Raw genomic sequence first — 24,251 nt, 5'->3', positions numbered from 1 at the left:
CCCTTGCGGGGAGGAGTTGGAGGTGGGGGGTGGCACAGGATGAGGCGCTGCGGTGCCGCCTGCCCGACCCCCACCCCTCCCCCTCCCCGCAAGGGGGAGGGGAACACTGGCTCTCCTGATTTCCTCCAACTGGCGGCCGGCTCTACGAGACCGGCCGCGCCTTCATCTCAAGCGTTCGGCTCAAGGACCGTCGACCGACATGGCGTCTCGCTCCGTTTCGGCAGCCCTCGTCACCTTCTTCGCCCTCACGCTCTTCCCACCTGCGGTGCAGGCCGGCCGCGACGGAAAGAACTTCGACGACTACACGGCGGCTGAGCGCGACGAGGCCAAGGCGCTCGCCCGCACCCAGAAATTCGCCCGACTGCGCGTCTGCGCCGATCCGGGCAATCTCCCGTTCTCGGACGACAAGGGCAACGGCTACGCCAACCGCATCGCCGAGCTGCTCGCTCGCTCGATGAAGGCCAAGCTCGAATACTTCTACCGTCCTTATCTGGAGCGCGGCATCACCCGGCAGACCTTCAACGACAACGAGTGTGACCTGTTGATGGACATGCCATCGAAGTACGACCCGCTGCTGACGACGGACCCAATCTACCGCACCACCTACGTGCTGGCCACGCGCGCGGCCGACAAGCTGACCTTCTCGGGCTTCGACGATCCGAAGCTCAGGGAATTGAAGATCGGCACCTACCAGCTCTCGGCGGTGCGCGAGGCTCTGTTCCGGCGCGGCATCTCGACCAACGTCACCGTTCACGTGGTCAGCCACGACGCCGACCTCTCGCCCGACAAGCAGCCCTGGCGGCAGGTGCAGCAGGTGGTCGACGGCACGCTCGACATCGCCGGCGTCTGGGGGCCGTTCGCGGGCTACCTCAAGGCCAAGCGCGGGGTGGCCCTCGACCTTCAGCCGGTCAACCTGTGGGACGACGACATCCCGATGGAGTTCGACCTCGCCATTGGCATGCGCAAGACCGACGCGGTGCTCAAATACGCCATCGAGAACGCACTGGAGGACAACAAGGCCGAGGTCGAGGCGATCCTGCGCGAATTCGGCGTGCCGCTGGTCCAGTGCAGCGACTGCATCGTCGCCGGCGACCTGCCCGCCCACGGCGTCTACAACCGCCCGCGCGAGACGGCGCAGGGCAAGCGCCGCCAGGAGGTGACGCAGGCGCGCCTCGACGAGTGGCTGTCGCAGGGCGCCGACCTGACCGAGGAACTCGGCAACGCCGTGATGGCGCACGATGCCGGGCGTGTCGCCGTCCTGCTCGACCGCGGCGCCGACCCGAACGCCCTGTCGCTCGAGGGCTCCACGCCCCTCCACCGCGCCGCCCGCGACCGCGACGGCGCGATGATGACCCTGCTGCTCGACCGCGGCGCGCAGGTCGACCGACTCGACCGCGACGGCTGGACGCCGCTGCTGCAATCGGTGCTGCGCAATGACGCCGCCGGCCTCACCCTGCTGGCGGCCCGCGGGGCGAACCTGCAGGCCCGCACGCCGACGGGCTTCACCGCCCTGACGCTCGCCGCCGACGAGGGCAAGTTCGAGGCGGCGCATGCTCTGATCGGGCTGGGCGCCGACGTCAATGCGACGAGCGGCAAGGAGCGCCTGACCGCCCTAATGGTGACCGCGACCAAGCTGCCGTCGAGCCAGCGGGCGCATCACATCAACCAGAAATACAGCCCCGTCGATATCGGCCGCGCCCTGATCGCCAAAGGGGCCGAGGTGAACGCGGTCAACCACGAGGGCGTCAGCGCGCTGATGATCGCCGCCGCGCGGGACAACTCGCCCCTGATCGGCCTGCTCGCCCAGTCGGGTGCCGACATGAACGCGAAGTCGAAGTTCGGCCAGACCGCCGCGGCCATCGCCGAGCGCAACGACAACGTCGCGGCCGTGCGGATGCTCAAGGTTCTGCAATCCTCGGCCGGGCAGTGAGGATCGCTCGGGCGCTCCGGCTCGCGATGCTCATGGCCCTGGCCTGCCCGAGCGGGGCGGCGGCCCAGAGATACGGGCCGGACGGCGACATCTGGAAGTACCAGGTGCCGAAGGCGCCTTTGCGCGGCGAGTTCGACAACGAGGACGTCATGGGCGTCATCGCGGGCCGGCACATCCGGACCGATTGCTCGGTCAACGTCGTCAAGGGCGGCAAGGTCTACTGCTTCACGGCCGCCGCCTCGCAGACCTTCTTCAAATACGCGCCCAACACCAACATCGAGCGGGCGCGCGCGGCCTGGGAGCGGATGAAGTCCCGCGAGAACGCGGACGCACCGACCCAGTAGGACACAAGAAAAAGACCAGAAACGGAGGACAACGATGTCGAGACGTCTCATCCCCTTCGCCGTGCCGCCGGCGCTCGCCCTCGGCATCGGCTTGAGCTTGGGTCTGGGCCAGGGCTTGGCGCAAGGGATCGCGCCGCACGGTCCGGCCCCGGTCGAGGCGCCGCCGGACGCCTCGAAAGCCGGCGAGGTCAAGCCGCCCGCCGACGCGCCCTCGCAGACCGAGGAGGCCGCCAGGAAGCAGGAGGGCGTGAAGGTCGAGAACGCCCAGGCCGAGGGCAACCCTGCGATGACGCCGCTCGAACTCGTCGCCAAGTTCCCCGACAAGGGCAGCCTCAAGAACCCCTACAAGGACTACAAGTCGGTCTCGGAGGTCGGCCACAAGAAGTACATGGCGGCGGGCTGCAACGGCTGCCACGGCGGCGGCGGGGGCGGCGGCATGTGCCCGCCCCTCACCAACGATGTCTGGGTCTACGGCAGCGACGACGACACCCTGTTCCGCCTGATCGCCGTCGGCACCGACGGCCTCGTCGCGACGGGCGCCAAGCGCGTCGGCCGCGAGAACGTGAAGGGCCCGATGCCGCCGCACGGCGAGATTGTGAAGACCCAGGACGACCTGTGGAAGATCGTCTCGTGGATTCGCACGGTCTACAAATACGACCCGAAGGGACAGCCCTGGGCGCAGCCGTGAGGTGGAGGCTGCAAGACGTCCCGACACCCGCGCGCCTGCCCTCCCCCCTCCGCGGGGGAGGGTGGCCCCCGAAGGGGGTCGGGAGAGGGGAAACCCCGCTGCCGGACGAGGCGGTGCGGCGGATGCCGGGCGCTTCGTTCTGCGCCGTCGCTCCCCTCTCCCGCCTGCTCCGCAGGCACCCTCCCCCGCTGAGGGGGGAGGGTCGGCATCGCGTTCGCCTCGCGCCGATCCTGATCGCGCTCGGTCTTCTCACGGTGCCGGCACAGGCCCAGCCCGCGGAAACCGTCATCCGCGTCGTCTATCTCGGCAAGCGCTACGTCGAGCCGCTGCCGATCTCGCTGGTCGAGACGGTGGCGAGCGATCGCGGCGTGCAGGGCGCGCGGCTGGCGATCTCGGAGAACAACCGCACCGGCACCTTCCTCGGCATCCGGTTCGAGCTTTTCGAAATGATCGTCGGCGAGGACGAGGACGTGGTGGCGAAGGGCCGCGATCTCCTCGCCGGCGGCGATCGGCTGATCCTCGCCGACCTCGAACCCAAGGACCAACTCGCGCTCGCCGACCTGCCGGAAGCGAAGGGCGCGCTGCTGATGGACCTGCGCACCAGCGACGACGCCCTGCGCGGAAAGGAGTGCCGCGCCAACGTCTTCCACTTGTTGCCGAGTCTGGCGATGCGCGCCGACGCGATCGGCCAGTACCTCGCCTGGAAGCGCTGGAAGCGCTGGTTCCTGCTCGCCGGCACCACGCCGGCCGACCGGGCCTACGCCGCGGGCGTGAAGCGCGCCGCCGCCCGCTTCGGCGGCAGGATCGTGGCCGAGCGGGCCTACGACTACGATCCGGGCTCGCGCCGGGTCGATACCGGCCATCAGCAGATCCAGACGCAGATGCCGATGGCGACCCGCAACGTCGCCGACCACGACGTGGTGTTCGTGGCCGACGAGAACGGCTCGTTCGGCGACTACCTGCCCTACAACACCGCAGAGCCCCGCCCCGTCGTCGGCACCGCCGGCCTCACCGCTGTCGCGTGGCACCGGGGCTTCGAGGAATACTCGGCGGCGCAGATGCAGCACCGCTTCGAGCTTCAGGCCAAGCGCGTGATGACCGAGCGCGACTACGGCGGCTGGCTCGGCGCGCGCATCCTCGGCGAGGTGGTGGTCCGCGCCCGCGTCACCGAACCCGGCGCGATGCGCGACTTCCTGCTCTCGGACAAGTTCGGGGTGGCGGCCTTCAAGGGCGAGGCGCTGACCTTCCGGCCCTGGGACCAGCAGTTGCGCCAGCCGATCCTGCTCGCGGGCCCGCGCATGCTGGTCTCGATCTCGCCGCAGGACGGCTTCCTGCACCCGAAATACCTCACCGACAGCCTCGGATACGACGAGCCCGAAACCGAATGCCGCCTGAGACGCCGCTCGTGAGCTTTTTTTTTTCGTGCCGTCCCATCTACCCCCCTCATCCTGAGGTGCCCGCGTCAGCGGGCCTCGAAGGAGGGCTCCAGAAGTCTCGCGATCCCTGGAGCCCTCCTTCGAGGCTCCGCTTCGCTCCGCACCTCAGGAAGAGGGCGCGAATAGGGGCGGCGTGCCTCCTCGCACTTCTCTCCGCGGAGCCCGTCACCGCCGCCACCCTGTTCGTCTCGAACGAGCGCGACAACACCGTCACGGTGGTCGATGCCGGCACGCTCTCGGTCGTCAAGACGATTCCCGTCGGCCGGCGCCCGCGCGGCATCGTCATCACGCCGGACGGGCGCGAGGTGATGGTCTGCGCGGGCGACAGCGACCGGGTCGACGTGATCGACACCGAAAGCTTGAAGGTCGTGCGCTCGATCCCGTCGGGGGCCGACCCGGAGGCGCTCAATATCCTGCCTTCGGGCGCGACGATCTACGTCGCCAACGAGAACGACAGCATGGTGACCGCCATCGACCGGGCCAGCGGCAAGCCGCTCGCCGAGATTCCGGTCGGGGTCGAGCCGGAGGGCGTCGGCGTCAGCCCGGACGGGTCGGTGGTCGTCAACGTTTCCGAATCGACCAGCATGGCGCATTTCATCGAGGTGAAGACCGCGAAGGTGATCGCCAACGTCCTCGTCGACACGCGGCCCCGCGTGGCGGTGTTCACGGGCGACGGCAAGCGCGTCTGGGTCACCTCGGAGATCGGCGGGACCCTCGCGATCATCGATGCGAAGACCCACAAGGTCGAGAAGACGGTCGCCTTCGAGATCCCGGCGGTGCGGGCCGAGCTGATCCAGCCCAACGGCATCGCCTTCTCGGCCGACGGCAGGACCGCCTTCGTGGCGCTCGGCCGGGCCAACCGCGTCGCGGTGATCGACGCCGCGACTTTCGAGATCCAGAAGTACCTCCTCGTCGGCCAGCGCGTCTGGCAGCTCGCGCTGAGCCCGGACGGCGCCAAGGTCTACACCGTGAACGGGCTAACCAACGACCTCTCGGTGATCGATGTCGCCTCGCTCAAGGTCGAGCGCTCGGCCGTGGTCGGACGCCTGCCGTGGGGGATCGCCGTCAAGCCATGACCACCCCTCCACCATCGCATCCGATGGATCGAGCAAGGGTCGCGTCGTACAGTGATGGCCTGGGCTCGAGGTTCCTCGGCAGGTATACGCAGTACGATCCTGAGAGGGGCGGTCGGCCCATGGCTGGCGGGATGCCGACTCCCTTCCTCGAGCCGCGAGCGGAGGCCCCGCGGTCAGGTCTGCGTCAGGAGCGGCAGATCGCGGCGTTCCAGGGCCGGCAGCAGGTGCATCACCGAGCGGGCGAACTCGTAGCGCGCCACCGCGAGCCCGGCGGTCCAGTCCGGCAGGGGCGCCTCCATCAGTTCGGTCACGTCGAGGCCGCGGGAAAAGCCGTCGCCGATCCGCGCCTCGACCGTGTCGAGCCAGCGCCGGGTCTGGTCGATGCCGCGGCGCCCGGCCTCGACCGGGCCGTGGCCGGGGATCAGCAGGCGGTGATCGATCTCGGCGAGGCTCGCCAGCGCGCCGCGCCAGCGCTCGGGATCGGCGTCGGGGGTGGTGGCGGCGCGGTCGAGGAAGACGAGGTCGCCGGGGAAGAGCAGGCCGGACGATTCCTCGAACAGGCACAGGTCCTCGCGGGTGTGGCCGGCGAGCGGGAGGATGCGGAAGCGGCGCTCGCCGATGGTCTCGACGCCGGCCTCCGCGACGCGGCCGGGCTCGGGCACGCCGGTGCCGCGCATCCAGTCGCCCGCGACGCGATACATGCCGTTCGTGAGGTCGGTGCCGGCGCGCTTTAGGTCGCCGCGCAAAGCCGGGCCGCCGCTCACCGTGCCGGTGTCAAAAGCGGTGGCACCGAGCATGTGGTCGGCGTGGATGTGGGTGAGGTAGACCCGCACCACCGGCTTGGCCGTCAGGCGCTCGGCCAGCGCCTTGAGCGCCGTGCCATAGCGGTGCGAGGGCCCGGCATCGATCAGCACCGCGCCGTCGCTGGTGTCGAGCACGGTGATGTTGGCGATCGCCCCGCCGTTGCCGCGGGTGATCGGCTCGGGCGCGCCGTAGATCGTCCAGACGCGGGGGGCGATCTCGACCGGATCGAGGGCGTATCTGAGGGCCGCCGCCTCGGCGGGAAGCCAGGGCAGGGCCGCCGCCGCGAGCCCGAGGGCGAGGCCGGCGCGGCGGGTCAGGGGTGTCGTCTCCACGCTCACAGCCGTCCCTCCTGTCCGGCGACCGATCCAGTCGCGCCCGTCGTCTGCGGGATCGGCACCCGCGCCGTGAAGGTCGTGCCGTTGGTGTTGCGCGCCCGCAGCTTCAGCGCTTCGCCCGCTTCGGGCCGATCCGGCAGCAGCGTCAGGGTCGGGTTGTCGGAGACCGGCTCCTGCAGGGTGAGGCGGGCGAGCACCGCGCCCGCGGCGTCGCTCACGCTCAGTTCCTCGATCAGGAAGAGCGGGATATTGGCGAGCATGCCGGTGTCCATCGGATGGGTCATGCGAAGCCGCAGCCGCAGGCCGTCGCCCTCGCTCCAGGCCCGGGCGCGGGTCTCGCCGAGGCTCTTCCAATCGACCTTCTTCTCCACCACCGGCGGCACCGAGCAGCCGCCGCCCGCTGCATCCAGATAGCGCCCGCCGACATGCCAGATGTCGCCCCGTCGCACCGCGGCGCGGATTGGCGTGCCCTGCTCGATCTTCATGCGCAACGCCACGAAGGGTTGGGCCGCCAACGGCTCCAGCCGCAGGGTCAGCGGGAACGGGTTGAGGTCGGCGATGACGAGCACCTCGTCGGCGCGGCCGAGCGCGCGGGCATCGACGGTCACCGGCACCTGGGTCTGGTCCTCGGTGACGGGCGGCAGCACCACCTGCACCGCGTCGTCGAACACGGCGCGGCGCCCGCCGAGATAGCGCTCGGCCATGGTCGGCCAGAGCGGCGAATCGAGCGGGTCGCGGCTGCCGCTCGACGGGGCCGCCGCGGGGGCGAGCGGGCGGCCGGCGAACGGTTTGAAGAAGGGCAGGAAGGGCATGGCGGAACCTCGCCTTCAGCGGTCATCGAGGGGCGGGACCGGGGGCGGCACGGCCTCGACCAGGGGGCGCTCGGCCTCCGTCCAGCCGTCGGTGCCGTCGGCGAACCAGTAGAGGCGCGCGTAGCCGAGCGCGGCGGCGCGCTTGACCGCGTTCCACGACATCCAGCAATCGGCCAGACAGAAGAGCACGACCGGGCGTCGGCGATCGCCCTCGGTCAGGCGGGCGAGGTGGCGGGCGAAGTAGGCGGCGAGCCGGGGTTCGAGCTGGCCGCGGCCGGTCTCGGGCAGCCAGGTCGCGCCGGGAATGGTCTCGCGCCGATCGACGATGCGCCACGCGCCGGTGGCGGGATCGTATCCGCCGCGCTGGGGCATGGTGTCGATCAGCACCGCGCCTTCTTCCCGCAGGCGGTCGAGGGCGGGCAGATCGATCCGCTCGCCGCCCTCGACCGGGCGGGTCACCGGGGCGCGGTAGTTCTGCACCCGGTAGCCGGTGGCCTCGTCGCTGTCGAAGTCGGAGGCCGCGCGCGCCTGTCCGGCTACGAGGGCGAGACTGAGCGCGGCGGTGAGCGCGAGCCTCATCGCGCGAGCAGCCGCAAGTGAGGGAACTCCCGCTTGGCCGTGAGCAGGGTGCAGTCGCGCTCGTCCTCGGTGTCGGGGCAGACGATCTCGACGCCGTCGGGATAGTGGCTGACGTTCTCGCAGGTCGCGCGGAAGCGGTCGCGCAGGCGCGGGTCGTCGGCGATCCGAGCGGTGTCGAGGCCGGTGACGGTGCAGTCCGTCTTCAGCATCAGCATGCGCCGGATCTGGTATTCCTTGACCTCGGCGCGCGCTGGTGCGGGCAGGAACCATGTCCCTGCCAGCGCGAGCGCCGAGGCCGAATGCACGAGCATCCGCGAGATCAATTGATCTTGGCCGCGATCGCCGGATCCTTGTCGGCCTCGCTCTCGATGTAGGTGCGGATCGCCCAGATCGCCTCCTGGCTCAGGATGTCGGCGAAGGGGGGCATGCGGTAGCGGCCGTCGCGCTGGGCGCCGCCGCGTACGCGGGTGAGGAAGTAGACGTCGGAGGCTTCGGTCTTGTCGAGCTCGCGCAGGTCCGGGGCCATGCCGCCGGACTTCGCGTCGATGCCGTGGCAGCGGGCGCAGTTCTTGTTGTAGCCCGACGCCCCGATCTCGATCGCCTTGGCGTTGCCAATATAGGGGTTCTTGTCGCGGTCGTTCTCGCCAAGCGGCTCCAGGCCGGTGGTGTCGATGGCCGAGGGCGCGCCGTCGCCGTGGGCGTGGACGAGGGTTGTGGCGGCAAAGCCCAGGGGCAGAGCGAGGGCGGCGGCCCGAAGCGTGCGGATCATCGGCTTGTGCCTTCTCGATGTGATGAGGGGAGGCTGGGACGGCTCACGGGGCCGGATCCAGCCAGATGCGCCACGTCTCCGAGCCGCTGACCTGCAGCGAGTAGGTTCCGGGCGTGTCGATGCGGTGGGTGGCGCTGCCGCCCCCGCCGATGTGCAGGTTCTGAACGATGCCGCCGGCTGCGTCCTTGAGGTACAGGACGAAGATCGGGCCATCGCTCTCGTAGCGCAGCAGCGTCGGCGCCGTGATCTCGAACGGGTCGGTCTGCGCGGTCAGGCGCCCCTGGAAGCGGGGCGGTGCGAACTGCGTGGCGAGCCGGTCGTAGCAGGCGAGCCGCTCGCTTCTGTCCTCGGCGGCGCGGCACTTGGCGAAGGCCGCGCGCATGCCGGCCTCAGCCTCGCCCGCGGCGAGCGCTGGCGGCGAGAGGATCGTGCCGAGCATCGCGAGCGCCATCGGCCGCGCCCTCACCGGGCCGCCTGCGGTTCGTCCTCGTGCTTCGGGGCGGTGGCGGCCGGGTAGGCCTCCCAGACGGGCTTGTCGGTCTGCCAGTGGACCGGGCAGCCCTTGCAATCCTGCATCCAGGCATCCTGGAAGATCGCGAAGCGGATTTTGGCGCCGTCCATCACCGCGCCGGTCAGGTTGACCTCGTAGAACTTGGCCTCCTGCAGGTCTGTGTCGATGAAGCGGGCCCCGACGAACTGGGCGCGCTTGGCCTGGACCATCTCGAGGTCGGCCACCGTGAAGTCGCCGCCGCTGAAATCGCCGCCGACGATGCGGGCGTGGTCGAGATTGGCCCCGACGAAGCGGGCGTCCCGCGCCTTCACGCCCTGCATGAAGGCGATCTGGAGCTGCGCCCCGCTGAGATTGGCCCGCTCCAGCACGGCGCCGCGCAGGTTCGCCCCGCGGAGATCCGCGCGGGCGAGGTTGGCGCCGGTGAGGTCGGCGCCGCCGAGGTCGGCGTTCTTCAGGTCGGCGTGGCGCAGGTCCGCGCCCGCGCATTGTGCGCCGGGGGCGATGGTGCAGGTCCCGACCACCCAGGGGTCGGGCCGCTCGTCGTGGTTGTGGACCACCGTCTGCGCCGCGGCCGGCAGGGCGTGCGCGAGCAAGCCGGCGATTAGGAAGGCGCGGTACGCGCCGTTCGTCCGGGCCGACATCGGGTCAGCTCCTTTTTTTTCGGATGCTTTGGTGTGTCGCATCGGGCCGGCGCGATGACGCGCCGGCCCGGCCGTGGCGGCGGGAGGGCTGAAAAACCCTCCCGCGTCGGGTCACTGCGCCGAGGCGGTGTCGGTCGGCAGCTCGAACACCCAGAACGAGCCGCCCTGAGAGACGAGCTTGGTCTGGTCGGCCATGTCGCCGCCCCACAGCGGCACCGCGCCGCCGTAGCCCGAGGAGATGCCGATGTACTGCTTGCCGTCCATCTCCCAGGTGCTCGGCACCGAGACGACGCCCGAGCCGGTCTGGAACGCCCAGAGCTGCTTGCCGTTCTTGGCGTCGAACGCCTTCACGTAGCCGTCCGAGGTGCCGGTGAAGACGAGCCCGCCCTTGGTCGTCATGGTGCCGGCCCAGAGGGGCATCGGCTCCAGGTGTTCCCAGACGATCTTGCCGGTCTTCGGGTCGAGCGCGCGGAGCGCGCCGACATGGGTGTCGAACTTGCGCTGGATGCGGAAGCCCTGGCCGAGATAGGCCGAACCCGCCTTGTAGGTGACGTTCTCGGTCCAGTAATCCTCGGTCCAGTCGTTCGACGGGATGTAGAACAGGCCCGTCGCTTGCGAGTACGACATCGGGTTCCAGTTCTTGCCGCCGAGGAAGTTCGGCGTCACCTTGATCGACTTGCCCTTGGCCTGACCCTCCTCCGGGGCCGGCGGGCGCTGGCCCTCGACCTCGATCGGGCGGCCGGTCTTCAGGTCCCAGCCCGTCGCCCAGGTGATGTCCCGCACGAAGGGGTAGGCGGCGACGAGCGCCGTCTGTTTGCTGATCTGGCCGTCGCGGGCGGCGAGCTTGTCGGTGTCGGTGAGGAAGAAGAACCCGTTGCGGTCGGCATGCGCGCCGAGGCGCATGATCTTGCCGTCCTTCTCCATGTCGAACAGGATGATCTCGTTGTTGCCCGAGTAATCCCACGCGTCGTTCGGGGTGTGCTGGAAGAAGCCCACCGGCTCGCCGTTCGACGGGTCGATGTAGATCTGGCCCGAGGTGTAGAGGCTGTCGTAGGGCTTCCAGTCGCCGCCGGGGCCGGAGCGGTAATGGTGGTTCCACGGGGCCGGGTTGCCGGTGCCGATGACGAAGGTGTTGGTCTTCTCGTCGTAGACGCCGGTCTGCCAGGGGGCGCCGCCGCCGTGGTTCCACGCCTCGACCTTCTTGCCGTCCTTGTCGTTGGGCCAGGACGGCGCCTTGGCGTCGCCCGTCGTGGTCGAGTCCTTGCCACTGAGGCGGCCCATATGGCCCTCGACGAGGGGCCGCATCCAGATCTCCTCGCCGGTCTCGGGATCGCGGCCGTAGAGCTTGCCCTGCGCGCCGAACTCGTCGCCCGAGTTGCCGTGGATGAGGACGACCTTGCCGGTCTTCTTGTCCTTGATGATGTTCGGCGCGCCCGTATAGGCGTAGCCGGCGGCGTGGTCGTCGAACTTCTTGCTCCAGACCACCTTACCGGTCTTGGCGTCGAGGGCGTACATCGAGGCGTCGAGCGCGCCGAAATAGATCTTGCCGTTGTAGATCGCCGCACCGCGGCTCACCACGTCGCAGCAGGGGCGGATGTCGTCGGGCAGGCGGGCCGAGAACGACCACAGCTTCTTGCCGGTCTTGGCGTCGAGCGCGAAGATGCGCGAGTAGGAGGCGGTGATGTAGATCACGCCGTCATGCACCAGCGCCTGGCCTTCCTGGCCGCGCTGCTTCTCGTCGCCGAAGGAGAACGACCAGCGCGGCTTCAGGAGGCTGACGTTCTTGGTGTTGATCTTGTCGAGCCCCGAATAGCGCTGGGCCTTGATGCCCATGCCGTACATGAGCACGTCCTTGTCGGTGTTCTGGTCGTTGAGGATGTCCTCCCAGCTCACCGCGGCGGCGGCCGAAGCTTTTTCGGCTTTCGGCTCTGCCTTCTGGGCCGAGGCGGGGCCTGCGAGCAGCAGGCCGGACAGGATCAGCGACGAAGCGGTGGCGAGCATCAGCGTGCGGGGGCCGTGCCCTACGTTCTTCCTGGCCATGCGTCTCTCCCTGGCGGTCGCGTGGGCCGCGCCGCGTCTTTCGATTCTGACGGGGAGCCGGCCCGCGGGAGCCTCAAGAACAGCATCCGATGATCCGCCGCGGCGAGCGGGCGGGCGGAATACTTCGTGAGAGCTTGGCGACCCGGAACCGGGCTCGAATGGATGTATGACGGGAAAGATTGCCCGCCGCACGCTAACTTTCGTCCATGCCTCATAGGGAATTCTTAGGATTGCAAGTTCATCCCGGCCGAAGTTGCCCAACGGAAATGCTTGCAGAGATCAAAAATCATAATGAATTTGTTTGAATTCGCGCCCTTGACGCCTGTCCTGAGGCTCGACCATCACTTTTAAAGTCCAGGCGCCGAGCCGGTCCGCACCGCTTGCGGCCGACGACGGGCCCCGCACGAGTTGGCGCGATGCACATCATCCTGGTGGACGACCATCCGCTGTTTCGCGAGGCTCTGCGCAGCACGATCCGCCTCGGGCTGCCCCACGCCCGCATCGAGGAGGCGGAGTCGATCGAGGCGGCGAAAACCGTGCTGGCCGAGCGGCCCGGCATCGACGTGATCGTGCTCGACCTGTCGATGAAGGGGGTCTCCGGGTTCGACGGGATGATGTCGTTGCGCATCCGTTTCCCCCGCATCCCGATCCTGGTCTGCTCGGGGCTCGAAGAAGGCCGGATCGTGCGCGAGGCGCTGCGGCTGGGAGCGGCCGGCTTCGTGCCGAAATCGGCGACGCGGGCGACCTACATGGAGGCGCTCGACAGCATCATGCGGGGCTCGATCTACGTCCCCGACCTGCCCGACACCCTCGAGGCCGAGGCGAGCGAGACGGCGGACGCCTCCGCCCGCATCGCCGCCTTGACGCCCGCGCAGATGAACGTCCTGTCGATGATCAAGCGGGGCAAGCTCAACAAGCAGATCGCGTTCGAGCTCGGCATCGGCGACTCGATGGTGAAGGCCCACGTCTCCGAGATCATGCGCAAGCTCGGCGTGCGCAACCGGACCCAGGTGGCGCTCTGCGCCTCGGCACTGGATTTCGACCGCGTCGGAATGTAAATTTCATGAAGTTGGGCATTTCTTTATGAAAAGTTTCAACTGTTCTCGACCAAGTTAGAACTTGTGCGTGCTAGAAATAGAACTAAAATTGTCTTTCAATTTTATCCCGACGCTTGCTGGTAGCGTCTCGAATGACTGCTTATATTTGGACGCTGCCTTTGGTCACGAGTGCCAATAATCCGATCGATGACGAAAATTTATCGAGGCATCGACAGGGCGAGGCTGGATCGGGTCTATAGTGTCCGGGCCGGCGACGAGAGTTTCGGCGCGGAATATGCCCAATACGTCGACGCCGCCGCGCGGATCCGCACCGAGTTCCCCGGTTGCAGGACGTCGGTCTACGACGAACCGTTTCGGCAGGCTCCTGATCGCTTCAGCCCCGGAGAGAACCGCCTGTCTTCGTGTGGTTTCACGGCGGCTACTGGCGCGCTCTGCCGAAGGAAGGCAATTCCTTCGTCGCACTGGGCTTGGTCTCCACGGGGATATCGGTCGCCGTCGTCGATTACCCGCTCGGTCCGGTTGTCAGCCTGGACGAGATCGTGCGGCAGACGCGCTCGGCGGTCGCGTGGCTGCATCGGCACGGACGGGAGCATGGGCTCGACACGAGCCGGATCCATATCGGCGTTTCGTCGGGAGCTTGAGCATCGGCCCGAAAGGTGGATGCCGGCTTTCGGGAAAAGCCGATGCGGCACAAATGCATAGAGAATCGTCCTGGATCCGAGATCCAGGACGATTCTCTATGCGGGAGATCGGGTGACGACGGAGAGGTTCGAAGGCAGCGTATCGAGGCGGGTGTCCAGGCCGCCTGAGCCTCTCGGCGCGAGCGATACGCCCGGCAGACACCTCTTGATGTCGGCCGGCGTCGTCGGCCCGAGGACATCGACGATCCCCTGACCGCGATCTTGCCGATCGTGCGAGCGGGCGCGCGCCGCCTTGTTGCGCAGCCCGTGGGAGGTTGCTCGAAGGCAAGCGTGATGCGGTCGGCGAGCGACGCAATCGGTCGCTGGAAGGGCTTTGGCCGTCGGGGTGCGCTCCGGCGGCTTCTTGCTGTCTGTCTCGACCTTCGCCGCTCAGCCATCAGCCGGACAATCGGCAGCGCGGCGCTACCCGGCGTCCGCATCCGGATCGGGCAGCCCCTGTTGTAGCTGCCTCAGCAAATCGTCGCAGACAGCGAGGGACATCAGAATCAACGCGCGCTCACCGCCGGCCTTCTCAAGCTGGACAGCGATGGTTCTGCCCGTGTCGATCAGAGCGACTTCTATGACGCGGACCGCTGAGAACACGTCTTTTTCTGGCATCGTACTGGCCATGCGGCCCTGAAGGGTCGCCCTCGGTTGCCCCTCAATACTACCAACGGGTCGGTTTGGATGCCAAGCGTCTCAGGGTTTACATTCCCGCCGACGGTGGCCGTCGCCATGACCGTGAAAGCGACGAAGCCGAAGGCCAAACCCGCTGGGAGGAAAGCCGAATCGCTGGACCCGGCCCAACAGCGCCGCCGCTTCGAGGAACTGTCCCTCGAACACCGGGTGTTCGGGAAGAGCGTGACGCCCAAGCCACGAAGCTCGGCGCGTTAAGAGTCGCCGTTGGGGCCCTCATCGTCTCCCATCAGGATATTCACTTCGCTTTGCAATTGGCGGATGCGGGTATGGTGCCCGCGCTCAAGCTTCGCCAAGGCGTCTGCCGCCGCATCGTTGCCCTCGGCCCGTAAATCCACAATCGCAAGTGAGAGCGCGCGAGCGTGCTCCTCAAGCACCGCGATGAGTGCTGCAAAGCTTCTCAAGAGGGCGAAGTGCTCTTCCATACTGCATCATATGTTGCTTCAGTCTGAAAGCGAGATCGACTTTTAGGGGGGTACCTGACGTGCACGATCGCAAAAGAAAAGGCGGCGGAGTCGACGCCCCGCCGCCCAGAAACGTCCCCTCGTCGAGATCAGGCCGGGATGATGTCGATGATCTCGTAGGTGTCGGGATCGATGATGACGATGTCGTCCTGCACCAGGATGAACTGGAAGCCGCGATAGGCCGGCACCAGCGTCAGGATGGCCGGCGGCAGCGGGTGCAGCGCGACCGAGCGCGGGATCGCCGTGCCGACGTTGACCGAGAAGTTCACGTTGGTGACCGCCCGGACGTTGGTGCGGGTGATCGACTGGCGGAACTCGGTGCGCTGGGTGCTGCTCAGGCTGCGCGTGGCACCGCGGGCCTCGGCGGCGTTGCCGCCGCGGCCACCCCGCTCGGCGCCGTCGCGACCGCCGCGCTCGCCGGCGGCGTCCTTGCCACCCCGCTCGCCCCGCTCGGCGCCGTCGCGGCCACCGCGCTCGCCGGCGGCGTCCTTGCCGTCGCGCCCATCGCGCTCGGCACCGTTGCGTCCGCCACGCTCGCCTGCGGCGTCCTTGCCGTCGCGTCCACCGCGCTCTGCGCCGTCGCGTCCGCCCTTGTCGCCGGCCGCATCCCGGCTGCCGGGCTCACCGGGACGGCCGGCGCCGTCGCGTCCGCCGCGCGCGCCGCCCTCGCCGCCCTCGCCGCCGCGCATCGCGCCGCCGCCGGCACCGCCCGGCTCGCCGCTCCGCATGGCGCCTCCGCCCGCACCGCCCTCACCGCCGCGCATCGCGCCGCCCGCGCCCCCGGCCTCGCCGCCGCGCATCGCGCCGCCAGCACCGCCGGCGCCGCCGCCCATCCCGGCGCCGCCGCCCGCACCGCCCGCGCCACCTCCGGCTCCGCCCGCGCCACCTCCGGCTCCGCCCGCGCCGCCGCCGGCTCCGCCCCCCGCACCGCCACCGGCGCCACCCTGGGCAAGGGCGGTCGCCGCACCGAGCACGAGGATGGCCGCCGTGGCCGTGCTGCGTAAGAACTTGGTCATGGTCCGTCCCTGTCCTCTACCCGACGCTTCCACCGCGCCGAAACCGGCCTCGCAACGGCCGGTACGGACAAACCGTTCCGCGAATCATGCAGGATTTCACCATGACGACCGGACGAACTTGGCAATAAGCCGGCGCGCGCGGTGCAATCGGCCGCAGCATCGGCGGTCGCTGCAACTCATCTTGCCGATCTCTCGCGGATATTGAGTCGACCACCGATCAATAGTTGGCGGGCGATCGGAACAGGGCGCGGTGGCTTCCGTTCCGAACGGCGAAGCCGGATCCGCGCCCGAAGGGCGGGCCGTCGTGTCCGACGCTCAGGCGAGGTGCAACATCGCCCGCGCCTCGGCGGGCGTTGCCGGGCGGGCGCCGTGCGCGGCGCAGGTCTCGACGGCGAGGCGCACGAGCGCGGCGTTGCCGTCGGCGAGTTCGGTCTTGGAGAGGCGGATGTTGTCCTCCAGCCCCGTGCGGATCCCCACGGCACCGCGCCCCAGCGCCCAGGCAACCGCCTCGCGCTGGAAGCGGCCGATGCCGAAGGCGCCCCAACTGGCCTTCGGCAGGAGGCGTCGGGTCTCGGCGAGCAGGATGTCGAGGCAGTGCGGATCGGCCGGCATGGCATCCGCGATGCCCAGCACGAACTGGACGTGACAATGCTCGTCGGCGAGGCCGGCATCGATCAGGCGGCGGGCGTTGTGAATGTGGGAGAGATCGAAGATCTCGATCTCCGGCCGAATGCCGTTGCCCCGCATCCGCCCGGCCAACGCGGTGTAGAGGCCGGCCGGATTCCCGTAGACGCCGCCGGAGAAATTGGTCGAGCCGGTCGTCAGCGAGGCCATGTCGGGCCGGTGGGCGAGGCAGGCGCCGCGCAGCTCCGCGTTCGGCTCCGATCCGCTGGTGGAGAATTGCACGATCATGCCGGGGCAGTGGCGGCGGATGCCCTCCTGCACGCGGGCGAAGCGGTCGGGATCGTGCGAGGGGGTCTCGTCGTCCTCGCGCACGTGGATGTGGGCCAGCGCCGCCCCGGCCTCGTAGGCGGCCCGCGTCGATTCGATCTGCTCGGCCGGGGTGATCGGCACGGCCGGGTTGTCGGCCTTGCGGGCGACCGAGCCGGTGATCGCCACCGTGAGAATAACGGGCCGCATGATCGCCCCCTACCCCAGCGCCTCTGCGACGGCCCGGCCGCAACCTTCCGTGTCGGCGGTGCCGCCGAGATCGCGCGTGCGCAGGGATTGCTCCGAAAGCACCCGCTCAATGGCCGCGACGATCTCGGCCGCCGCCTCCCGCTCGCCGAGATGCTCCAGCATCATCGCCCCGGACCAGATCTGGCCGATCGGGTTGGCGAGCCCCTGGCCGGCGATGTCGGGGGCCGAGCCGTGGACCGGCTCGAACACGGAGGGGTGCTTGCGCTCCGGGTTGATGTTGCCGGACGGCGCGATGCCGATCGTGCCGGTGCAGGCCGGCCCGAGATCGGAAAGGATGTCCCCGAACAGGTTGGAGGCCACCACCACGTCGAACCGATCCGGATTCAGCACGAAATGCGCGGTCAGGATGTCGATATGGTATTGATCCCAGCGCACATCCGGATAGCCCTCGGCCGCCGCCCGCACCCGCTCGTCCCAGAACGGCATCGTGATCGAGATGCCGTTGGACTTGGTCGCCGAGGTGAGGTGCCTCTTCGGCCGGCTTTGAGCCAGCTCGAAGGCGAAGCGGAGCACCCGGTCGATGCCGTGGCGGGTGAAGATCGATTCCTGCACGGCGAACTCGCGGTCCGTGCCGGGGAACATGCGGCCGCCCGCGTTGGAATACTCGCCCTCGGTGTTCTCGCGGACCACCCAGAAGTCGATGTCGCCGGGCTCGCGGCCGGCGAGCGGGCTCGTCACCCCCGGCATCAGGCGGACGGGGCGCAGGTTGACATATTGATCGAACTCGCGCCGGAACTGGATCAGCGAGCCCCAGAGCGAGATGTGGTCGGGCACCCGGTCCGGCATGCCGACGGCGCCGAAATAGATCGCGTCATGGGAGCCGATCCGCGCCTTCCAGTCCTCGGGCATCATCCGCCCGTGGGCCTCGTAATAGTCGCAGGAGGCGAAGTCGAACCAGTCCTGACGCAACTCGAAGCCGTGGCGCTGGGCCACGCGCTCCAGCACGCGGACGCCCTCGGGCACGACCTCCTTGCCGATGCCGTCGCCGGGGATGACCGCGATTGCGTAGCTGCGCTTGCCGTCCGTCACAGCGTCCTCCCGGCGCGATCGTTCGGTCTCCCTCGCGCCGCGGGCTCCCGGCGTCAATGCCGGGAGAGAGGAAGCGGTGTCAGTTGATCGAGCCTGTCGTCTCGCCGGGGCAGGCCTCGTGGGCGCGCGAGCGCAGGACGCGCTTCAGGCGCACGGCTTGCGATCCCGCGGCGCTGTCGAGGGTGCCGACCAGGGCCTCGGGCCCGGCGGTGCCGTGAAAGCTGACGAGGCCGGCCTCGGTCTCGACCCGGAAGGCGACGTCCTTGGTCGAATCGTCCACCGTTACCGTGGTGACGACCGGCGCCCGCAGCCCCGCGCCCTCGTAGATCAGGCCGTCGCCGTTGGGCGAGCGCTTGAGGGTGATGCGCCGCCCCGCCTGGGCGCCGTCGTCGGGCATGGTGCAGAGGTCGGCGTAGACCCAGGTGCCGGAAATCCAGCCGGGCCGCGCCTCGACCGGGCCACCGAGCGCCACGCCGGATGCGAGAAGGCCGCCGAGGAGGGTGCGCTGGAGCATCGTCATCTCGGGTCCTCGCTCTCGGCAGGGCGGCACGGCGGCCGCGACGAGAACCGAAGTTTTCGGAGTGCCGCGGGTTCCCGATGGCTATGCAAGAGGCGTGCGGAACGACACGCGCGCGTCGGCCTCGCCCTTCGACAAAAAAATGAGCCCGCTCCGGAGAGCGGGCTTCGAAGGGGATGAGGAATGCCGGAAGAGCGGCGGGGCCGTCGCCGGCCCCGCCTTGAGACGGGTCTCACCCCTCCTTGGTGGTCAGCGCCACCGCCACGAAGCGGGTCTGACCCTTGGCGCTCTTGACGCGCATCAGCACCGCCTTGCGGCCGTTGGCCTGCGCCGCCTTGATCTGCGCCTGCACGTCGGAGGGCTTCGAGACGCTGGTGCCGGCCACATCCAGGATCACGTCGCCGGTCTCGATGCCCTTGGCCGCGGCCGGGCCGGAGGGATCGACGTCCATCACCGCCACGCCGTCGCCGCCGAGCCCGACATCGCCCGCCGGGGCGAGGCTGAGGCCCAGCCGCGGCTGCCCGCTCGTCGCATCGTCGTCGCTGCGGCTCGCGACCTTGCCGTCGGTCGGCAGCGTCCCGAGTTCGACGGTGGCGACGTCGTTCTTGCCGTTGCGCAGATAGGCGAGCTTCACCGCCGTGCCGGGCTTCAGGCCGGCGATCTTGCGCGACAGCTCTCTCGCGTCGTTGACCGGCGTCCCGTTGACAGACTCGATCACGTCGCCGGACTTCAGGCCGGCCTTGGCTGCGGGGGTGCCGGTCTCGGCGTGATCGACCAGTGCGCCCTTGGCCTTGTCGAGGCCGAGCCCGTCGGCGATGTCCTTCGTCACCGGCTGGACCTGCACGCCGAGATAACCGCGCACCACCTTGCCGTCGGTGCGGAGCTGATCGACCACCGCCTGGACCGTCTCGGCGGGGATCGCGAAGGCGAGGCCGACCGAGCCGCCGGACGGCGAGGCGATCGCCGTGTTCACGCCCACGACCTCGCCGTTGACGTTGAAGGTCGGGCCGCCTGAATTGCCCTTGTTGATCGGCGCGTCGATCTGCAGGAAGTCGTCGTAGGGACCGGCGCCGATGTCGCGGCCACGCGCCGAGACGATGCCGGCCGTCACCGTGCCGCCGAGGCCGAACGGGTTGCCGATGGCGACCACCCAGTCGCCGACGCGCGGGGCGCCCTTGCCGAACTGGACGTAGGGATAGGTGCCGCCCTCGGTGATCTTCAGGAGCGCGAGGTCGGTCTTCGGGTCCTTGCCGATCACCTTGGCGTCGAGGGTGCGGCTGTCGTCCAGCGTCACCTGCACGGTCTTGGCCTTGTCGACGACGTGGTTGTTGGTGACCACGTAGCCGTCGCCGGAGATGATGAAGCCGGAGCCGACCGCGCCGCGCTCGCCGCGCTGCTGCGGCATGCCGCGTCCGCCGTTCTGGCCGCCTTGGCCGCCTTGGCCGAAGCGCTTGAAGAACTCGCGCAGCTGCGGCGGCACCTGCTGGAGGTTGCCGCTGCCGGGGGTGTCGTCGTCGTCGTCGCTGGCGTCGGCGTTGAGCTTCACCTTCACGGCGACGACGCCGGGCTTCACCTTGTCGACCACGTCGGCGAACGAGCCCGGCGGGTGCTGGGGTGCGGTGATCGGGGTCTGCGGCAGGGCCTGGGCGTAGGCCGGGGTCGTGGGCGGGGTGAGGCCGAAGCCGGCAGCACCCCCGGCCACGATGGCGGCCGCGGCGACGGAGGCGAGGGCGCGGCGGCGAACGGTCAGGGTCATGGAACGGTCTCTCTTCCGAAACTCTCGGGGCCGGCCGCCGGGGCGGCGGGCCGTGAGGATGTTTCTAGGGAAGCCCGTCTGACCCCGGCATGGCGCAGAGGTTACGGTTTGGACAGGTGGCGGATCAGTCCGCTGGAAGGGCCAGCGGCTCGGCACCGGCCCGCCAGCGCAGATCCAGAAGCAATCCGAGCGGATGCGTGTCGAGCACCGGATTCGTCGGCACGCCGGCCGCGTCGAGGAGGCTCGCGGCCCAGTGGTTGCAGACGTTGCTGTACAAGAAGCGGCCGTTCGCCTCGTAGAACAGGCTCGGCCCGTAGAGGCCGGGGCCGAGATCGACCGGCTGATTTTTTGTCAGCTTGAGGCTCGCCTCGAGCCGCGCGAGCAGGCGGGCGAGGCCGGCGCGGGAGATGCGGACCGGAACGATGTCGGCGCTCGGGAACGAGTCGCGCGCCGGGCGCTCCAGGCCGACCACCTGGATCACGCCGTCGCTGCCGCCGGGGGTGAAGAGCGCGCCGAGCGCGAGGCGCCAGTCGAAGGCGGCGAGCGTCGGCGTCGCGCGGTAGAAGCGGGCCTCGCCCCAGCCGAATTCGAGGGCCGAGAAATCGCGGAAACGGGTGGCGACGTTGCGGAGCGCGGCGCCGGCCCCCTCCCCCGTCACGGTCTCGCGCCGGAGCACGATCCCGGAATGCCAGCCGTGGCTGACGAGCAGCACCGTCTCGGCGTCGGGCTCGCTCGTCGGGTAGAGCGCCGGATCGCCGGGCCGCGCCGTCCAGGCCGTGGCGACCACGAGCAGGAGGACGAGGGCGGCGATCCCCCCGAGGACGACGCGGCCGAGCCGCCTCACGCGTCGGTGAGGCGGGCGAGCGCTTCCTCGATCTTGGCGAGCCGCGCGGCCTCGGCGTCGCGGCGCTCGCGCTGCTCGTCCACCACCTCTTCCGGCGCGCGGGCGATGAAGTCGGCGTTGTTGAGCTTGCCGTCGAGCTTGGCGATCTCGGCGCGCGCCTTGCCGCCTTCCTTCTTGAGGCGGGCGACTTCCGCCGCGAGATCGACGATGCCTTCCAGCGGCAGGGCGGCGACGCTGCCGCGCACGAGGAGTTGCACCGAGTTCTTCGGTGCCGACTCCGCATGTCCGATTTCGGAGAGGCGGGCGAGGCGCACCAGCGTCTCGCTCCAGCGGTCGAGCCGGGCGCGCACCGTGTCATCCGCCGCGACCATCACCAACGGCACCTGGGCACCGGCCGGCACGCTGGTCTCGGAGCGGGCCGAGCGGATCTCGGAGATCAGCTCGACCAGCCAGCCGATCTCGGCCTCGGCCTCGGCATCCGCATAGGCCGACAGATCGGGCCAGGATTCGAGCGCCAGCAGGCCGCGGGTCTCAGGCAAAACCTCGCCCTTGATCGCCCACAGCTCCTCGGTGAGGAAGGGCATGAACGGGTGCAAGAGCTTGGCGATCTGGTCGATCAGGAAGGCCACGGTGGCTTGCGTCTCCGCCCGCGCGGCTGGGTCGACGCCCTCGCCCTGAAGCACGGGCTTGGCCAGTTCCAGGTACCAATCACAAAAAACGTTCCAGACGAAGCGGTAGGCGGCGGCCGCCGCGTCGTTGAAGCGGTAGACCGTGATGCCCTGCGCCACCTCGGTCACCGCCTTGGCGGCCTCGGTGAGCGCCCAGCGGTTCAGCGTCTCCTTCACGTCCTCGGGGCGGAAGTCGGCCTTGAGGGCGCAGCCGTTCAGCTCGGCGAAGCGGGCCGCGTTCCAGAGCTTCGTCGCAAAATTGCGAAAACTCTCGACGCGCTGCGGCCCGAGCTTGATGTCGCGGCCGGGGGCCGCGAGGGCGGCCAGGGTGAAGCGCAGCGCGTCGGCGCCGAAGCGGTCGATGAGATCGACCGGATCGACGACGTTGCCCTTCGACTTCGACATCTTGGCACCCTTCTCGTCGCGGACGAGGGTGTGCAGGTAGACGGTATCGAACGGCGCGCGGTCGGTGAGCTGGAGGCCCATCATCATCATCCGGGCGACCCAGAAGAAGATGATGTCCTTGCCCGTGACCAGGGTGTTGGTCGGGTAGAAGCGGGCGAGTTCGGGCGTGGCGTCGGGCCAGCCCAGCGTCGAGAACGGCCAGAGCGCCGAGGAGAACCACGTGTCGAGCACGTCGGGGTCGCGGGTCAGCGCGACCGGGCGGCCGTGCTTGGTCTCAGCCTGCGCAAGCGCCTCGGCTTCGCTGCCGGCGACGAACCAGTTGCCCTCGTCGTCGTACCAGACCGGGATCTGGTGGCCCCACCAGAGCTGGCGCGAGATGCACCACGGCTCGATGTTCTCCAGCCACTGGAAGAAGGTCTTTTCGTAGTTGTCGGGGACGAACCGGGTCTGCCCGTCGCGCACGGCCTGGAGCGCGCGCTCGGCCAGCGGCTTGACGTTCACGTACCACTGGTCGGTGAGGTAGGGCTCGATCACGACGCCGGAGCGGTCGCCGTGCGGCACCGCGTGGGTGTTGGGCTCGACCATACGCAGGCGCCCGCGCTCCTCCATCAGGGCGACGACCTGCTTGCGCGCGGTCTCTCGCTCCAGGCCGTCCAGCGCCATCGCGGCGTCCTCCGGCGCGGCGCCTTCGAGGAAGGCGGCGTTGCCGGCGATCTGGATGCGCGCCTCGGGGTCGAGGATGTTGATGGCCGAGACCCCGGCGCGGCGACCAACCTCGAAATCGTTGAAGTCGTGGGCGGGCGTGATCTTGACGGCACCCGTTCCCTTCTCCGGGTCGGAATAGCTGTCGGCGACGATCGGGATCAGGCGGCCGACGAGCGGCAGGCGCACATGCTTGCCGACCAGCGCGGTGTAGCGCTCGTCGTCCGGGTGGACCGCGACCGCGGTGTCGCCGAGCATGGTCTCGGGCCGCGTGGTCGCGACGGTGATGATCTCGCCGGTCTCGGCGCCAGCCTCGTCCACGACCGGGTAGTCGAAATGCCAGAGATGGCCCTTGGTCTCGATCTGCTGGACTTCAAGATCGGAGATCGCGGTCTGGAACTTCGGGTCCCAGTTCACGAGGCGCTTGTCGCGGTAGATCAGCCCTTTCGCATGGAGGTCCACGAAGGTCTTGAGGACCGCGCGCGAGAGGCCCTCGTCCATGGTGAAGCGCTCGCGCGACCAGTCGCAGGAGGCCCCGAGCCGCTTGAGCTGGCCGATGATGGTGCCGCCGGATTCCTCCTTCCAGGCCCAGACCCGGCGCAGGAACTCTTCGCGACCCAAGGTCCGGCGGTCGGGCTGCCGCGTCTCGGCGAGCTTGCGCTCGACCACCATCTGCGTGGCGATGCCGGCATGGTCCATGCCGGGCTGCCACAGCACGTCGCGCCCGCGCATCCGCTCGAACCGGGCCAGGATGTCCTGGATCGTGTTGTTCAGCGCGTGGCCCATATGCAGCGAGCCCGTCACGTTCGGCGGCGGGATCATGATGCAGTAGGGCTCGGCGCCCGCGCGCTCGGAGCGGCCGGCGCGAAAGGCGTCCGCCTGCTCCCAGGCCGCGGAGACGCGCGCCTCGACGGCGGCGGGATCGAAGGTCTTGTCCATCATGGGCGGGGCGGGCGTTTCGACGGCGGAAAATGCTGCCGCCGCTATCGGCCCGCGGCCCCGCCGCCGTCAACCTCGCGCCTGCGCCGACCGGAGCGGACGCGTCGAGGGACCGGTGCCTTGGATGCGGTTCGAAGCAACCGCGACTGAACGGCGGTCATTCCGGGACGCCGATCGGCGAACCCGGACCCGGAGGGGCGCGCCGGAGGCATGCAATCCACGATTGGGCATTGTCCCGGTCTATAGCCGCGCATCACCGGTGGATTCCGGGTTCCGCTGCGCGGCCCCGGAACGACGGCAGTGAGGGAAAGG

General features: G+C 69.3%; 24 protein-coding genes. 7 read left to right on the top strand and 17 right to left on the bottom strand.

Going from position 1 to position 24,251, the window contains the following annotated elements:
* Window positions 1-199: 199 nt before the first annotated feature.
* From HNR00_RS11520 to HNR00_RS11500, 5 genes are all read left to right on the top strand, one after another.
* Window positions 200-1,930: a quinoprotein dehydrogenase-associated putative ABC transporter substrate-binding protein gene (locus HNR00_RS11520; RefSeq protein WP_183569348.1), complete on the top strand. Its 1,731-nt coding sequence runs from the start codon at window positions 200-202 to the stop codon at window positions 1,928-1,930.
* A gap of 26 nt (window positions 1,931-1,956) precedes the next feature.
* Entirely contained in the window at window positions 1,957-2,274 is a 318-nt protein-coding gene (locus HNR00_RS11515; RefSeq protein WP_183569346.1) for a hypothetical protein, read from the top strand.
* A 34-nt stretch (window positions 2,275-2,308) separates the two neighbouring features.
* Entirely contained in the window at window positions 2,309-2,962 is a 654-nt protein-coding gene (locus tag HNR00_RS25515; RefSeq protein WP_246390552.1) for a c-type cytochrome, read from the top strand.
* A 254-nt stretch (window positions 2,963-3,216) separates the two neighbouring features.
* The gene (pedA1, locus tag HNR00_RS11505) at window positions 3,217-4,371 is read left to right on the top strand and encodes a lanthanide ABC transporter ABC transporter substrate-binding protein PedA1 (protein WP_312886040.1); all 1,155 of its coding nucleotides are present in this window, start codon (window positions 3,217-3,219) and stop codon (window positions 4,369-4,371) included.
* Window positions 4,372-4,415: 44 nt separating this feature from the next.
* A complete protein-coding gene (locus HNR00_RS11500; RefSeq protein WP_312886039.1) occupies window positions 4,416-5,474 on the top strand; it encodes a PQQ-dependent catabolism-associated beta-propeller protein in 1,059 nt (352 codons plus the stop codon).
* A 173-nt stretch (window positions 5,475-5,647) separates the two neighbouring features.
* Here HNR00_RS11500 and HNR00_RS11495 read toward each other — a convergent pair whose 3' ends face one another.
* From HNR00_RS11495 to HNR00_RS11460, 8 genes are all read right to left on the bottom strand, one after another.
* The gene (locus HNR00_RS11495) at window positions 5,648-6,610 is read right to left on the bottom strand and encodes a quinoprotein relay system zinc metallohydrolase 1 (protein ID WP_183569341.1); all 963 of its coding nucleotides are present in this window, start codon (window positions 6,608-6,610) and stop codon (window positions 5,648-5,650) included.
* Window positions 6,611-6,612: 2 nt separating this feature from the next.
* On the bottom strand, window positions 6,613-7,425 hold the full coding sequence (locus HNR00_RS11490) for a quinoprotein dehydrogenase-associated SoxYZ-like carrier (RefSeq protein ID WP_183569339.1): 813 nt from the start codon (window positions 7,423-7,425) through the stop codon (window positions 6,613-6,615).
* 15 nt (window positions 7,426-7,440) lie between these two features.
* A complete protein-coding gene (locus HNR00_RS11485) occupies window positions 7,441-8,004 on the bottom strand; it encodes a rhodanese-like domain-containing protein (RefSeq protein ID WP_183569337.1) in 564 nt (187 codons plus the stop codon).
* On the bottom strand, window positions 8,001-8,315 hold the full coding sequence (locus tag HNR00_RS11480; RefSeq protein ID WP_183569335.1) for a hypothetical protein: 315 nt from the start codon (window positions 8,313-8,315) through the stop codon (window positions 8,001-8,003). The genes HNR00_RS11485 and HNR00_RS11480 overlap by 4 nt, the downstream gene beginning before the upstream one ends.
* Window positions 8,316-8,323: 8 nt before the next feature.
* A complete protein-coding gene (gene pedF / locus HNR00_RS11475) occupies window positions 8,324-8,773 on the bottom strand; it encodes a cytochrome c-550 PedF (RefSeq protein ID WP_183569332.1) in 450 nt (149 codons plus the stop codon).
* Between the two features lie 43 nt (window positions 8,774-8,816).
* The gene (locus HNR00_RS11470) at window positions 8,817-9,224 is read right to left on the bottom strand and encodes a hypothetical protein (RefSeq protein WP_183569330.1); all 408 of its coding nucleotides are present in this window, start codon (window positions 9,222-9,224) and stop codon (window positions 8,817-8,819) included.
* An 11-nt stretch (window positions 9,225-9,235) separates the two neighbouring features.
* On the bottom strand, window positions 9,236-9,925 hold the full coding sequence (locus HNR00_RS11465; RefSeq protein WP_183569328.1) for a pentapeptide repeat-containing protein: 690 nt from the start codon (window positions 9,923-9,925) through the stop codon (window positions 9,236-9,238).
* A gap of 111 nt (window positions 9,926-10,036) precedes the next feature.
* Window positions 10,037-11,965 (bottom strand): methanol/ethanol family PQQ-dependent dehydrogenase, encoded by a 1,929-nt coding sequence (locus HNR00_RS11460; protein ID WP_281383308.1) that lies wholly within the window; start codon window positions 11,963-11,965, stop codon window positions 10,037-10,039.
* Between the two features lie 416 nt (window positions 11,966-12,381).
* Between HNR00_RS11460 and HNR00_RS11455 the strand changes: the two genes are divergently transcribed.
* Both HNR00_RS11455 and HNR00_RS11450 read left to right on the top strand, forming a co-directional pair.
* A complete protein-coding gene (locus HNR00_RS11455; protein WP_183569326.1) occupies window positions 12,382-13,023 on the top strand; it encodes a response regulator in 642 nt (213 codons plus the stop codon).
* A 401-nt stretch (window positions 13,024-13,424) separates the two neighbouring features.
* A complete protein-coding gene (locus HNR00_RS11450; RefSeq protein WP_183569324.1) occupies window positions 13,425-13,664 on the top strand; it encodes an alpha/beta hydrolase in 240 nt (79 codons plus the stop codon).
* Between the two features lie 462 nt (window positions 13,665-14,126).
* On the opposite strand, the gene HNR00_RS11445 is transcribed toward HNR00_RS11450, so the two are convergent.
* The 9 genes from HNR00_RS11445 to HNR00_RS11405 form a co-directional block, all read right to left on the bottom strand.
* A complete protein-coding gene (locus tag HNR00_RS11445; protein WP_246390551.1) occupies window positions 14,127-14,333 on the bottom strand; it encodes a hypothetical protein in 207 nt (68 codons plus the stop codon).
* A gap of 260 nt (window positions 14,334-14,593) precedes the next feature.
* The gene (locus tag HNR00_RS11440) at window positions 14,594-14,824 is read right to left on the bottom strand and encodes a hypothetical protein (protein ID WP_183569322.1); all 231 of its coding nucleotides are present in this window, start codon (window positions 14,822-14,824) and stop codon (window positions 14,594-14,596) included.
* A gap of 128 nt (window positions 14,825-14,952) precedes the next feature.
* Window positions 14,953-15,879, bottom strand: coding sequence for a DUF1236 domain-containing protein (locus HNR00_RS11435; protein WP_183569320.1), 927 nt, complete (start codon window positions 15,877-15,879; stop codon window positions 14,953-14,955).
* 315 nt (window positions 15,880-16,194) lie between these two features.
* Window positions 16,195-17,019, bottom strand: a complete 825-nt coding sequence (locus tag HNR00_RS11430) for a 3-oxoadipate:acetyl-CoA acetyltransferase (RefSeq protein ID WP_183569318.1) — start codon at window positions 17,017-17,019, stop codon at window positions 16,195-16,197.
* A gap of 9 nt (window positions 17,020-17,028) precedes the next feature.
* A complete protein-coding gene (locus HNR00_RS11425) occupies window positions 17,029-18,108 on the bottom strand; it encodes a tartrate dehydrogenase (protein WP_183569316.1) in 1,080 nt (359 codons plus the stop codon).
* A 79-nt stretch (window positions 18,109-18,187) separates the two neighbouring features.
* The gene (locus HNR00_RS11420) at window positions 18,188-18,622 is read right to left on the bottom strand and encodes a hypothetical protein (protein ID WP_376770377.1); all 435 of its coding nucleotides are present in this window, start codon (window positions 18,620-18,622) and stop codon (window positions 18,188-18,190) included.
* Window positions 18,623-18,857: 235 nt separating this feature from the next.
* Window positions 18,858-20,381, bottom strand: a complete 1,524-nt coding sequence (locus HNR00_RS11415; RefSeq protein WP_183569312.1) for a Do family serine endopeptidase — start codon at window positions 20,379-20,381, stop codon at window positions 18,858-18,860.
* A gap of 124 nt (window positions 20,382-20,505) precedes the next feature.
* Window positions 20,506-21,225 (bottom strand): DUF2459 domain-containing protein, encoded by a 720-nt coding sequence (locus tag HNR00_RS11410; RefSeq protein WP_183569310.1) that lies wholly within the window; start codon window positions 21,223-21,225, stop codon window positions 20,506-20,508.
* Window positions 21,222-23,942, bottom strand: a complete 2,721-nt coding sequence (locus tag HNR00_RS11405; RefSeq protein WP_183569308.1) for a valine--tRNA ligase — start codon at window positions 23,940-23,942, stop codon at window positions 21,222-21,224. The genes HNR00_RS11410 and HNR00_RS11405 overlap by 4 nt, the downstream gene beginning before the upstream one ends.
* Window positions 23,943-24,251: the final 309 nt, after the last annotated feature.

Source organism: Methylorubrum rhodinum, from assembly GCF_014199935.1.
Classification (GTDB): domain Bacteria; phylum Pseudomonadota; class Alphaproteobacteria; order Rhizobiales; family Beijerinckiaceae; genus Methylobacterium; species Methylobacterium rhodinum.
This window is presented reverse-complemented; position numbering and strand designations above follow the sequence as displayed.